Annotated in this window: 2 protein-coding genes; both read left to right on the top strand. The window is 43.9% G+C overall.

What is annotated here, in order from left to right:
• Positions 1 to 108: 108 nt before the first annotated feature.
• A complete protein-coding gene (locus SNAG_RS08100; RefSeq protein ID WP_096408288.1) occupies positions 109 to 6534 on the top strand; it encodes a SpGH101 family endo-alpha-N-acetylgalactosaminidase in 6426 nt (2141 codons plus the stop codon).
• Between the two features lie 140 nt (positions 6535 to 6674).
• On the top strand, positions 6675 to 14930 hold the full coding sequence (locus SNAG_RS08095) for an SIALI-17 repeat-containing surface protein (RefSeq protein ID WP_096408286.1): 8256 nt from the start codon (positions 6675 to 6677) through the stop codon (positions 14928 to 14930).
• Positions 14931 to 14989 lie beyond the last annotated feature (59 nt).

The raw sequence follows: 14989 nt of genomic DNA, 5'->3' as shown, positions 1-14989 counted from the left end.
GTACAATTATTTTTTTATTACGCTTAAGCATTGCACTTTCGGAGGAAGGAGTATTTTTTAAAAAAGAAATGTAAACGCTTACGTGAAAACGAAAGGATTTAGGAGTTCATGGATAAACGATTTTTTGAAAAACGCTGTAAGTTCAGTATTCGTAAGTTTACGCTTGGAGTAGCTTCGGTAATGATTGGGGCGACTTTCTTTGCTGCTGCTCCAGTCTTAGCAGATCAAGCAACTGTTGGCTCAACAAATAATTTACCGAGTGAACTGGCTGATTTGGACAAGCGGGCTAGTAATGAGGGGCGAGATTTTGATCAGGAAGCTGCTGCTCAGAATCCAGGTTCTGATGAAATAACTGACGGACCTAAGACTGAAGAGGAATTGTTAGCTCAAGAAAAAGAAAAGTCAGATAAACCAAGCAATCTTCCAAAAGAACTAGAAGATAAGTTGGAGAAAGCTGAAGACAATGGACGCGAAGTTGACAAGGATCAATTGGCCCAAGATACTGGAAAACTTGTTCCAGAAGATGTAGCTAAAACGACTAACGGGGAATTAAACTACGGAGCAACTGTTAAAATCAAGACGCCATCTGGCGAAGGTAGTGGTATTGTTATTGGGAAAGACCTTGTTTTGACTGTTTCTCATAACTTTATCAAGGACAGCCAAGATGGAAATATCCGTAAGGTTGTTGACAATGACCAAGGGGATGGAGATATTTATAGCATTTCCTACCCAGGTATGCCGGATGTGAAGTTTGGCAAGAAAGACGTCATCCACTGGGATCGTGAGGGCTATCTAAAAGGCTTTAAGAATGATTTGGCGCTTGTGAGATTGCGTACGGTTCTTGAAAACACTCCAGTAGAAGTGACTAAAAAGCCAGTTGTTAAGAAAATCGGAGATAAACTCCATGTCTTTGGTTATCCAGAAGGGAAATTGGAACCAATTGTCAATACTACAGTTGATTTTGCAGAACCATATGGAGAAGGTGTTCAAGGAATTGGTTACCAAGGAGGAAAACCTGGTGCTAGTGGCGGCGGTATCTTTGATACAGAAGGAAAACTTGTCGGTGTTCACCAAAATGGTGTAGTTGGAAAACGTAGTGGAGGCATTCTCTTCTCACCAGCTCAACTAAAATGGATCCAAGACCACATGCAGGGAATTTCAAGTGTGAAACCAGCAGACTTGGAAGAGAAAGAAAAACCGGCTGAAGAAAAACCAAAAGAGGATAAACCTGCAGCTGCTAAACCTGAAACACCTAAGACAGTGACTCCTGAATGGCAAACAGTAGCGAATAAAGAGCAACAGGGAACCGTCACTATTCGCGAAGAAAAGGGTGTCCGCTATAACCAATTGTCTTCAACTGCACAGAACGACAATGGCGATAAACCAGCCTTGTTTGAAAAACAAGGATTGACAGTTGACGCTAATGGAAATGCGACTGTTGCTCTAACCTTCAAAGAAGATTCGGAAAAAGGCAAATCACGTTTTGGTGTCTTCTTGAAATTTAAAGACACCAATAACAATGTTTTTGTAGGATACGACTCAGGTGGTTGGTTCTGGGAATACAAAACTCCAGGAAATAGCACTTGGTATAAAGGCAACCGTGTAGCAGCACCAGAAACAGGTTCTGTAAACCGTCTATCTATCACTCTTAAGTCAGATGGCCAGCTCAATGCCAGCAATAACGATGTCAATCTCTTTGATACAGTGACCTTGCCAGGGGCGGTCAATGATAATCTGAAAAATGAGAAGAAGATCCTTCTTAAAGCAGGAACTTATGGCAATGACCGCACAGTTGTCAGCGTTAAAACAGACAATCAAGAAGGCGTAAAAGCGGATGATACTCCTGCCCAGAAAGAAACAGGTCCGGTTGTTGACGATAGCAAAGTGACTTATGATACGATCCAGTCTAAGGTCCTCAAGGCAGTGATTGACCAAGCCTTTCCTCGTGTGAAAGAATACACTTTGAATGGCCATACTTTATCAGGGCAAGTTCAACAATTCAATAGAGTCTTTATCAACAAACACGAAGTGACACCCGAAGTTACTTACAAAAAAATCAATGAGACAACAGCAGAGTACGTGATGAAACTTCGTGATGATGCTAACTTCATCAATGCAGAAATGACGGTCCGTCTGCAAGTTGTAGATAACCAGTTGCACTTTGATGTGACTAAGATTGTCAACCACAATCAAGTTACTCCAGGTCAAAAGATTGATGACGAAAGAAAATTGCTTTCTACGATTAGTTTCCTAGGCAACGCTCTTGTCTCTGTTTCGAGTGATCAAGCTGGTGCTAAGTTTGATGGGGCAACCATGTCAAACAACACGCATGTCAGCGGAGACGATCATATCGATGTAACCAATCCAATGAAAGACTTGGCCAAGGGTTACATGTATGGATTTGTTTCTACAGATAAGCTTGCTGCAGGTGTTTGGAGCAACTCTCAAAACAGCTATGGTGGTGGTTCGAATGACTGGACCCGTTTGACAGCCTATAAAGAAACGGTTGGAAATGCCAACTATGTCGGAATTCATAGCTCTGAGTGGCAATGGGAAAAAGCTTATAAGGGTATTGTCTTCCCAGAATACACCAAGGAACTTCCAAGTGCCAAGGTTGTTATCACTGAAGATGCCAACGCAGACAAGAAAGTCGATTGGCAAGATGGTGCCATTGCTTATCGTAGCATCATGAACAACCCTCAAGGTTGGGAAAAAGTCAAGGATATCACAGCTTATCGTATCGCGATGAACTTTGGTTCTCAAGCACAAAACCCATTCCTCATGACTCTAGATGGTATCAAGAAAATCAATCTCCATACAGATGGTCTTGGACAGGGTGTTCTCCTTAAAGGATATGGTAGTGAAGGTCACGACTCTGGTCACTTGAACTATGCTGATATTGGTAAACGTATTGGTGGTGTTGAAGACTTCAAGACCTTGATTGCGAAAGCGAAGAAATATGGTGCTCATCTAGGTATCCATGTTAACGCTTCTGAGACTTATCCTGAATCTAAATACTTCAATGAAAATATTCTTCGTAAGAATCCAGATGGCAGCTATAGCTATGGCTGGAACTGGCTAGACCAAGGTATCAACATTGATGCGGCTTATGACTTGGCACATGGTCGTTTGGCACGTTGGGAAGATTTGAAAAATAAACTTGGTGAAGGCCTCGACTTTATCTATGTGGACGTTTGGGGCAATGGCCAATCTGGTGATAACGGTGCCTGGGCTACTCACGTTCTTGCTAAAGAAATCAACAAACAAGGCTGGCGCTTTGCGATTGAGTGGGGCCATGGTGGTGAGTACGACTCTACCTTCCATCATTGGGCAGCTGACTTGACCTATGGTGGCTACACTAACAAAGGTATCAACAGTGCCATCACACGCTTTATCCGTAACCACCAAAAAGATGCTTGGGTTGGAGACTACAGAAGTTACGGTGGTGCTGCTGACTACCCACTTCTAGGTGGTTACAGCATGAAGGACTTTGAAGGCTGGCAAGGACGAAGCGACTACAATGGCTATGTAACCAACCTCTTTGCCCATGACGTCATGACTAAGTACTTCCAACACTTCACTGTAAGTAAATGGGAAAATGGTACACCAGTTACCATGACAGACAACGGTAGCACCTATAAATGGACTCCAGAAATGAAGGTTGAGCTAGTCGATGCAGCAGGTAACAAGGTTGTTGTGACTCGTAAGTCAAACGATGTCAATAGCCCACAATACCGTGAACGTACAGTAACGCTCAACGGACGTGTCATCCAAGATGGTTCAGCTTACTTGACTCCTTGGAACTGGGATGCGAATGGTAAGAAACTTCCTACTGATAAGGAAAAAATGTACTACTTCAATACGCAAGCTGGTGCAACAACTTGGACACTTCCAAGCGATTGGGCAAATAGCAAGGTTTACCTTTACAAGCTAACTGACCAAGGTAAGACAGAAGAGAAAGAATTAACTGTAAAAGACGGCAAGATTACCCTAGACCTTCTAGCAAATCAACCATACGTTCTCTACCGTTCAAAACAAACCAATCCTGAAATGTCATGGAGCGAAGGCATGCACATCTATGACCAAGGATTTAACAGTGGAACCTTGAAACACTGGACCATTTCTGGTGATGCATCTAAGGCAGAAATTGTCAAATCACAGGGTGCAAATGAAATGCTTCGTATCCAAGGTAATAAGAGCAAGGTCAGCCTTACTCAGAAACTGACTGGCTTGAAACCAAATACCAAGTATGCGGTTTATGTCGGTGTTGATAACCGTAGTAATGCTAAGGCAAGTATCACAGTGAATACTGGCGAAAAAGAAGTGACTACTTACACCAATAAGTCACTCGCACTCAACTATATCAAAGCTTATGCTCATAACAATCGCCGTGAAAATGCTACAGTTGACAATACAAGTTACTTCCAAAACATGTACGCCTTCTTTACAACTGGATCTGACGTATCAAATGTTACTCTGACCTTGAGTCGTGAAGCTGGTGATGAAGCAACTTACTTTGATGAAATTCGTACCTTTGAAAATAATTCAAGCATGTACGGAGAAAACCATGATACAGGTAAAGGTACCTTCAAACAAGACTTTGAAAATGTTGCTCAGGGTATCTTCCCATTCGTAGTGGGTGGTGTCGAAGGTGTTGAAGACAATCGCACTCACTTGTCTGAAAAGCATGATCCATATACACAACGTGGTTGGAACGGTAAGAAAGTTGATGATGTTATCGATGGAAATTGGTCATTGAAGACAAATGGGCTAGTGAGCCGTCGTAACTTGGTTTACCAAACTATTCCGCAAAACTTCCGCTTTGAAGCTGGTAAGACTTATCGTGTAACCTTTGAATACGAAGCAGGATCAGACAATACCTATGCCTTTGTAGTTGGTAAGGGAGAATTCCAGTCAGGTCGTCGTGGTAGTCAAGCAAGCAACTTGGAAATGCATGAATTGCCAAATACTTGGACGGATTCTAAGAAAGCCAAGAAGGCAACCTTCCTTGTGACAGGTGCAGAAACAGGCGATACTTGGGTAGGTATCTACTCAACTGGAAACGCAAGCAATACTCGTGGAGATTCTGGTGGGAATGCTAACTTCCGTGGTTATAACGACTTCATGATGGATAATCTTCAAATCGAAGAAATTACCCTAACAGGTAAGATGTTGACAGAAAATGCTCTGAAAAACTACTTGCCAACTGTAGCCATGACCAACTACACCAAAGAGTCTATGGATGCTTTGAAAGAGGCGGTCTTTAACCTCAGTCAGGCCGATGATGATATCAGTGTTGAAGAAGCGCGTGCAGAGATTGCCAAGATTGAAGCCTTGAAGAATGCTTTGGTTCAGAAGAAAACAGCCTTGGTAGCAGAAGACTTTGAAAGTTTGGATGCGCCTGCCCAACCAGGTGAAGGCCTAGAGAATGCCTTTGATGGCAATGTGTCTAGTCTATGGCATACATCTTGGAATGGTGGAGATGTAGGCAAGCCTGCAACCATGGTCTTGAAAGAACCTACTGAAATCACAGGACTTCGCTATGTTCCGCGTGCATCCGATTCAAATGGAAACTTGCGAGATGTGAAACTGGTTGTCACAGATGAGTCTGGCAAGGAACATACCTTTACCGTAACAGATTGGCCAAATAACAATAAGCCAAAAGACATTGACTTTGGTAAGACAATCAAGGCTAAGAAAATTGTCCTTACTGGTACCAAGACATACGGAGATGGTGGAGATAAATACCAATCTGCAGCGGAACTCATCTTTACTCGTCCACAAGTAGCAGAGACACCTCTTGACTTGTCAGGCTATGAAGTGGCTTTAGCTAAGGCGCAGAAATTGACAGACAAAGAAAATCAAGAGGAAGTGGCTGGAGTTCAGGCCAGCATGAAATATGCGACGGATAATCATCTCTTGACTGAAAGAATGGTCGAGTTCTTCTCAGACTATCTCAACCAATTACAAGATAAGGCTGCTAAACCAGACACTCCTACAAGCAGCAAGGGTGAAGAGCAACCTCCAGTTCTTGAAGTTCCTGAATACACAGGCCCTTACGGAACAGCTGGAGAAGAAGCGGCTGTTCATGACCTACCTGAGTTTAAGGGCGGAGTCAATGCAGCAGAAGCAGTTGTACATGAAGTCCCTGAGTTCAAGGGTGGAGTCAATGCTGTTCAAGCCTTGGTAAACGAATTGCCAGAATATAAAGGTGGAGCCAATGCAGTTCTAGCAGCTACAAATGAAGTTCCAGAGTATAGAGGTGGAGTCAATGCAGTTGAGGCCTTGGTAAATGAAAAACCAGCCTACACAGGTGTATTGGCTACTGCTGGAGATCAAGCAGCACCAACAGTTGAAAAACCTGAGTACCCGCTCACTCCAAGCCCAGTAGCTGATGCCAAAACTCCAAGAGCTAAAGATGAAGAGAAGCTTCCTGCTACAGGAGAACATGGTTCAGAAGCAGCCCTCTTCTTAGCAAGTGTGAGTATCGCTTTATCTGCTGCTGTTCTTACGACAAAACGAAAAGAAGACTAAACAGATTTGATTTTAGAAGTCCAAAAGATCTAGAATCAAATAGGATCAAACAGCCGGAGAGGACCTCTTGGTTCTCTCCTTTTTCAAAGGAGAAATGATACCGCTTACTCATGTACGCGGATGAAAGGAATAGGAGAAAGATGGATAGACATTTTTTTGAGAAACGCTGTCACTATAGTATAAGAAAATTTGCAATCGGTGCAGCCTCCGTTATGATTGGTGCTAGTATCTTTGGAGCCAATATGGTTCAGGCAGCAGAAACAGCAGCGCCTTCAGAAACAGAGGGAAGCATCACCCATGTTGAAGCGCTGGATAAGTTACCCGATGATTTAGCCGCTGCGCTTGAAAAAGCAGATGCAGAAGCTGCAACAGAAGCAAGTCATGAGGAAACTCCTGCGACTGACGAAGGAAGCAATCCTGCAACAAGTGAAGAGGCAAAACCAGAGACAAGTCCTACAATTCCCAAGCCAGCAGAAACTCCGAAACCGGTTGAAACACCAAAGGCAGACAATAAACCAGCTGAAACTGCTACGCCCGCACCAAAACCAGCTGAAAAGCCAATCGAAGATAGAGAAGATGTCAACCATCTCGAAGGTGCTACTGCTCAGGCGAGCAACCATGAGACTGGGACCAACTTTACTGCGGATAAGGCTATCGACGGAGATGACAATACTCGATGGGCTACAGATAGAGACGCAGTAAAACCAACTTTTGAACTAACTCTTCCAAAGACTACCTTGATCAAACATGTAGAAATTGATTGGGATCGTCGTCTTCGTAATGGGCAAAATGACCCCAATATCAAATCTTGGAGTCTCTACTACGCAGGTCAAGAAGACGTGGGCGCTAATGGAGAAAAACAATGGAAACTCGCTCATACCAAAACTGGAGATCCAGTTTTAGACGAGAAAGTAGACCTAGCTGAAAGTATCAAAGCTAAGTATCTCAAATTGGAGATCAATGATTACCAAGCGGGAACAATGGGCTGGAGAAACGTTGGGATCCAAGAAATTCGAGCTTATTCGAATGTTCCGGACCATAGTAAGGTAACGGATATCCGCCAAGTAACCGAACTAACAGTAGCAGAAGACGGACAATCTCTTGTCTTGCCAACTTTACCAGGAAAAGTCAGTCTCATCGGAAGCAATAAACAAGGTGTAATTGACCTTCAAAATCGTATCCATAAACCTCTGACAGATCAACGTGTTAAGGTTATGGTGCAGCAAATCAAAGACAGCCATACTTTCACTAAAGAATTTGAAGTAGTCATCAAGGGCCTACATCAGGACGAAGGTGTGGGTGTCAAACCAAAAGTAGCACCAGCTGTTCAACAATGGTATGGGAAAGAAGGCCAATCTTCTATCACTTCAGATACAGTTCTTGCGACAGGAGATTCAGGATTTGATCAGGCAGCAACCTTCTACCAGTCAGACCTTGCAAGCCGTGGATTGGAACTTGCAACAGGTGACAAACAGGCTCAAAAACGAATCGAGTTTAAAAAGGTTGAAAACAAAGGTTATGGTAAGGAAGGCTACGGCATCACTATCCAAGATGATGTGATTACCATCGAAGCCGCAACGAACACAGGAGCCTTCTACGCTACTCGTACTCTTCTTCAAATGGGAGAAAGTAACCTACAAAATGGCGAAATCCGTGATTTCCCAAGCTTCAGTCATCGTGGCTTTATGCTGGATACAGGTCGTAAATTTATCCCTTATGACACTCTTGTAGACATCATGCTCAACATGGCTTACTACAAGATGAACGACTTGCAGTTGCACCTTAATGATAACTATATCTTCCTTAAGGAACACTTGGCAGGTAAGAATTTAAGTCCAGAAGAACAACTCAAGTATGTACTTGAACATGCCAAGACTGGTTTCCGTTTGGAGACAGATATTGTCGGTAAGAATGGTCAAAAATTAACATCAGATGAGCATTATACCAAGGAAGAAATGCAAAATCTGATTAAATTGGCCAAGGCTCTTCACATCAACCTAGTACCAGAAATTGACACACCAGGTCACGCCTTGTCCTTTGTCAAAGTTCGACCAGACCTCATGTATCAAGGTAGTCTGAGCGATTATGCAGGCAAGCACAATGTCGAACGAGTTGCCATGCTAGATTTAGACAATAAATACGAAGAAACTCTTAAATTTGTCAAATCCGTCTATGACAAGCTCCTCGATGGTCCAGATGCACCGCTTCATGGCGTGTCCACTGTTCATATCGGAACGGATGAATACTATGGTAGCAGAGAAAGCTATCGTCGCTTTGTCAATGATCTTATAAAATACATTAAAGGAAAAGGCTATACCCCTCGTATCTGGGGCTCGCTCAGTGCGAAACGTGGGAACACTCCTGTTGATTGGAACGGAGTAGAAGTTGATATCTGGAGCATTGGCTGGCAACGACCAAATGAAGCCATTGCTCAGGGAGCTAAGATTATCAATATCACGGATGTACCTACATATAGTGTACCAAGTGGAAGCAATAGTCAAGCAGCCTACGGGGACTATGCTAACTACGAACGTCAGTACAATAGCTGGACACCGAATGATTTCAGAACAGGTGGAGGACCACTCCTAGCAGCTTCTCATCCAAGTATTATTGGTGGTGGTCACGCTGTTTGGAATGACAATATCGACCTTCATGAGACAGGTTTGACCTCTTATGATATCTTTAAACGCTTCTTCAAGAGCATGCAAACTACTGCGGAGCGCACTTGGGGATCTGATCGTGCAGCTGCGACCTTTGCAGAACGTACCCTACCAGCTAGCCCTTATGCGCCACAGTCAAATCCTGATAAAGAGATTGATCAAAGCGACTTGTTTACCATCAATCCTGAAACCGTCAAGAACTATGCAAGCAAGAAGGTGAAGGCAAGTGAGCAAGGATTGGCATTTGAGAAAGACAGCAGCATCGAAGGCTTGGCTGGTGATGTTGGTCCAAGTCATGTCTTGAAGTTTGATGTGACTGTCACTGGTGACGGGGAACAAACCTTCTCAACAAGTGGGGACAACCGTATCTATCTAGCTGATAAAGATGGCTATCTTGCTTATCAATTTGAACAGTTCCATATCCAGTTCAAGAAAAAACTGGAGAAGAACAAACGTTATCAAATCTCTATTGTGACCAAACCACAATCAACGGAAGTTTATGTGGATGGTGAGAAGATTGAGCGTATCGCAAATCCAGAATACCCTCGCTTTGCCCACAATAGCTTGGTTCTACCGCTTGAAAGCATCGGTGGTTTCAAAGGAATATTGCATAGTGCAGAGTTGTCAGATAAACCATTTGTAAATCCTCGTTTGATTTCAAATGATAAGATTACGGCAACCGCAAGCAGTCAGCAACTTCCAGGAAACGCGACTGAAGGCGCTGTTGAAAAGGCCTTTGATAATGATCCAAATACCTTCTGGCATACTAAGTGGACTGGTGACACTGCGCCATACACTCTTACTATGACCTTGAAAGAAGCAGAAAAAGTCAATGGTTTGACGTACCTCCCACGTCCAGGTGGTGGAAATGGTGTCGTGACGCGCTACGAAATCTACGCACAGAAAGATGGCCAAATGGTCAAGGTTTCAGAAGGAAGCTGGGACAACAACGCCCAAGAAAAAACAGTCAACTTTGCGGCGGTAGATACCAACAAGATTGAGTTGAAAGTATTGGAAGGCGTTGGTGGTTTTGCAAGTGCAGCTGAAGTTCATCTATTGAAACCTGCCAAAGAAGGACAAGAAACACCTGAACCAAGTCAACCTCAACCACCATCTACTCCTGAAAAACCAAAAGTAGACCAAACCGGTGATGGAACAGTTGAATTGGCGGATCAATTCACTGCAAGCAAACCAGCTAGCGAAGACAGCATTGCAGCTGCTAGCAAGAGCGCAGACTATCTCAAGAAAGAGTACAAGGTCTTCCCAACGCCACAAAAAGTGACCTATGGCGAAGGTGTTACGGCTCTTCGTAAGCAAGTCAATCTGGTTATGGGCGATCAACTCGATATCTATACTCGCAATCGCTTGAAGAGTGTCTTGCAGGACAATCAAGTATCTTATACAACTGGTAAGGCGGCAATCGCTGGCGCAACCAATATCTATCTTGGAGTGCATGGACAAGGTTCACAAGCAGAACAAAACTTGTCCAATGTTTCAGCAGGCTTCTTTGACAAGATTGACGCCTATGTCTTGAGCATCAAGGATAATTCGATTTCTATCGTCGGAAAAGACACTGATGCAGTCTTCTATGGTTTGACAACCTTGAAACACATGCTCAAGGAAAGCCAAGTTCCAGTTCTTCGCAATGTGACAGTAGAAGATTACGCAGAACTCAAGAACCGTGGCTTCATCGAAGGTTACTATGGAAATCCTTGGTCTAATGCCGATCGTGCAGAGCTCATGCGTTATGGTGGCGATTTGAAATTGAACCAATACTTCTTTGCACCAAAAGATGATCCATACCACAACAAGAAATGGCGTGAACTCTATCCAGAAGAAAAACTAGCAGAAATTCGTGAACTTGCTCGTGTTGGAAATCAAAGTAAAACTCGCTATGTCTGGACCATCCACCCATTCATGAACAACCGTATCCGTTTTGGCAATGAAGCGCATTACCAAGAAGATTTGGCAACCATCAAGGCCAAATTTACCCAGTTGATGAAAGTGGGTGTCCGCGAATTTGGTATCCTTGCAGATGATGCACCGAGCCCAGTCGGAGGCTACAATAGCTACAACCGCTTGATGAAAGACATGACGGATTGGTTGACTGAAATGCAGGGAACCTACAGTGGTCTTCGTAAAGAAATGATCTTTGTTCCTGGCCAGTATTGGGGTAATGGACGTGAAGATGAGTTGAAATCCCTCAATGAAAATCTCCCAAGTTCAACATCGATGACCTTGACGGGTGGTAAGATTTGGGGTGAAGTCTCTGAAAGCTTCCTTTCCACTCTCAAGAATAATCTATCCGCAGGAGGCAAGACCTATCGCCCAGTTTCACTTTGGATTAACTGGCCTGTAACAGATAACTCTAAACAACACTTGATTCTAGGTGGTGGTGAGAAATTCCTTCATCCGAATGTGGATCCAAGCTTGCTATCTGGTATCATGTTGAACCCAATGCAACAGTCTGAACCATCTAAGATTGCCCTCTTTTCAGGAGCTCAATACTCATGGAAACAGTGGAAATCAGAAGAAGAAGCTAAGAAAATCAATGATATTGCCTTCAACTTTGTAGAAAATGGTCATTTTGAAGATAGCAAGGTATCAGCAGCCTTCCGCGAACTTGGTAAGCACATGATCAACCAAAACATGGATAATCGTGTCGTCAAACTAGAAGAATCTGTAGACTTGGCTCCAAAATTGACAGACTTCATGACTAAGCTCAAAGCAGGTCAGGATGTGACTGCAGAACGTGCAGCCTTGCGTGCAGAATTTGCCAAGATTAAAGAAGCAGCCGAACTCTATAAAGCATCAGGCGATAAAAAAATGGTCGCCCAAATCCACTATTGGTTGGATAATGCAATCGACCAAATGAATGCTCTCGATGCCTTCCTTACAGGAACTGAAGCCATGGCTACAAACGATGCAGCCAAACTCTGGGATAGCTACTATAAAGGTTTGAAATTGTACGAACAGTCTCAAACTCATACCTTCCATTATGTAGACCATATGGAAAAAGCTGAATTGGGTGTTCAACATATTCGTCCATTTATCCTATCCTTGAAAGAAGTTCTAGCGTCTGAAGTTCAAAAAGTCTTGCATCCAGATCAAATCATCAGTACCTTTATTACCAATCGAACAGGTGTAGAAGGTGGTTTGGCAGAAGTAACGGATGGCGACTTGGCAACTCATGCGATTATTAAATCACCAAACAGCATCAAGACAGGTGATTATATCGGTATGAAGTTCAACAAGCCGGTAGCGATCCAAACCTTGACCTTTGCAATGGGAACGCAGGCAAATCCACGTGATACCTTTAGTAAGGCAGAAGTGCAGTATCAAGATGAAAATGACAACTGGGTAACTTTGAAAGAGCCAAGCTATGTCGGAAATGAATCCCTTCTTAAGTTTGAGAATCTCAATATCAAGGCCAAGGCAGTTCGCATGATTGCGACAGCAGATCGTGAAAATACCTGGTTTGCAGTTCAGGAAATTGCAGTCAACCGTCCAGTTGAAAAAGCTCGTAGCCAACAAGCAACGACAGTTAGTCTAAGCTCAAACTTAGTTTACAAACTAAATACCTCAGCTCGTCAAATCACTGATGGCAAGGACAATACAGAAGCCATGATGGCGAACGCCGACGGTAGCAATACCACTCCAGTAGATGCCTGGGCACAGCTTGACCTCGGTGAAGTCAAGTCAGTCACTAAAGTTCGTCTTCGCCAAGGAACAGGTGATAAACTTGCCGCAGGTGTGCTTGAGTATTCTACAGATGGTACTACTTGGCAGGAACTCGATCGCTTGTCAGGTGAGCAAACCAAGGAAGTGACTAGAGCAATCAATGCTCGTTATATCCGAGTACGCAATACCAAGGCCCTCGACCTCTGGTGGCGTATCCAAGACTTCTCTGTTGAGACACGCTCTGGAAACAGTGAGTTAACGGACACCAACGTCGATGCCTTGAAGGAAACGCCGGTAGTGGATAGCTTGGGACATTATGAGCTCCAAATTCCAGCTGGAACCAAACTCCCTGCCCATAGCTATCTAGGTATGAAACTTGACCGTATCCATCAGGTCAAGAGCATCCAGCTCCAAGGCCAAGCCAACCCAGCTCTTAGCCTTGAGTACTCTGCAAATGCGCAAGAATGGCTGCCAGCGAGCCAGTTGACAGACAGATCTGTAGCAAGCCACTTAGTACGTTATGTGCGTCTGGTCAACAAAACAGATCAGGAGCAAGCTATTACAGCGACTTCTCTCCTTGTGACGACTAAAGAAGTGCAACCAACCAAACTAGAATCTACAACTATGGGAATTCACCCAGCATATGGAAGCAATGATGTTCGTAAACTGAACAACCTAGATCAATTATTTGATGGTGTTTACAACAACTTCGTTGAGTTTTCAGACTATGCTCGTAAAGATGGTCATGTGACCTTGAAACTTGGTAGCGAACGTACCATCAAGAAGATCAGAGCCTATATCCAAGACGGAACGCAAAACTACCTTCGTGATGGTAAGATCCAAGTCAGCCAAGACGGTAAAACTTGGACAGATGTGGTAACAGTTGGAGATGGTGTAGCTAATAGTACACACGATGATTCTCTGACAGATGGTTGGACACATGATTCTAAGATGCCAGGAAATCGCTACATCGAAGGTGAATTGACGACACCAGTCAAAGCCAACTATCTCCGTGTCCTCTATACAGCGGATTATGATGCCCGCTTTGTAGGATTTACAGAATTGGTCATCAACGATGGTGAGTTTGTCAAACCAATCAATGATCCAACAGTAGAAGGAAACGGTGGAGAAAGCCAAGGCAACCTCTACAATAATCTTGTAGACGGAAAAGTCTTGACCAGCTACAAGTCTGAAAAAGAGAAGGGCGAGTTGGTTTATCACTTGTCTGAGCCGACCAATGCTAACCACCTTCGTCTCGTTTCCAGTCTTCCTGAAGGAGCTAAGGCACGTGTTCTTGCTAGAACACTCAAGGATGGTCAAGACAGTTGGACAGACCTCGGTGCCATTACATCTAGTCTCCAAACCTTCGCTATCCGAAATGGCGGCTCTCTTCTAGACGTCAAATTAGCCTGGGAAGGTGGCAAGGCCGAGTTTTATGAATTGGCGAGCTTCCATCAAGAATTAACAGAAGAACCTGTTCAATCAAGTAAGGGCGAAGAGCCAGCACCTGTTCTTGAGGTTCCTGAATTCACAGGCGGTGTCAATGCAATTGAAGCCTTGGTACATGAACTTCCAGAGTACACAGGCCCAGTAGCAACGGTAGGCGACCAAGCCGCTCCAACAGTAGAGAAACCTGAGTTCAAGGGCGGTGTCAATGCTGTTATGGCTCTGGTACATGAGCTTCCAGAATACACAGGCCCAGTAGCAACAGTAGGCGACCAAGCCGCTCCAACAGTAGAGAAACCTGAGTTCAAGGGCGGTGTCAATGCTGTTATGGCTCTGGTACATGAGCTTCCAGAATACACAGGCCCAGTAGCAACGGTAGGCGACCAAGCTGCTCCAACAGTAGAGAAACCTGAGTTTAAACTTAGCTCACTTGCTTCAGATGAAGGTAAGAAACCGGCACCGGATCTAAAACAAGAAGTGACGAACCGAGAAACAGCTGAACAAAGCTTGCCAGCAACAGGTGAGAGTCAATCTGACACAGCCCTCTTCCTAGCAGGAGTTAGCCTAGCACTATCTGCTCTCTTTGTAGCAAAAACGAAGAAAGATTAGGATTATAAAACCTTCTAAGATTGACTAAGAGTATATTCTCTAAATCAATAATAGTGAGG

The organism is Streptococcus sp. NPS 308 (assembly GCF_002355895.1).
Classification (GTDB): domain Bacteria; phylum Bacillota; class Bacilli; order Lactobacillales; family Streptococcaceae; genus Streptococcus.
The sequence above is the reverse complement of the archived record's forward strand: the minus strand, read 5'-3'. Positions and strand labels throughout refer to the sequence as shown.

Coding starts and splice junctions, on each gene's coding strand:
- SNAG_RS08095 (WP_096408286.1), top strand. CDS start 6,675: ATGGATAGACATTTTTTTGAGAAACGCTGTCACTATAGTATAAGAAAA.
- SNAG_RS08100 (WP_096408288.1), top strand. CDS start 109: ATGGATAAACGATTTTTTGAAAAACGCTGTAAGTTCAGTATTCGTAAG.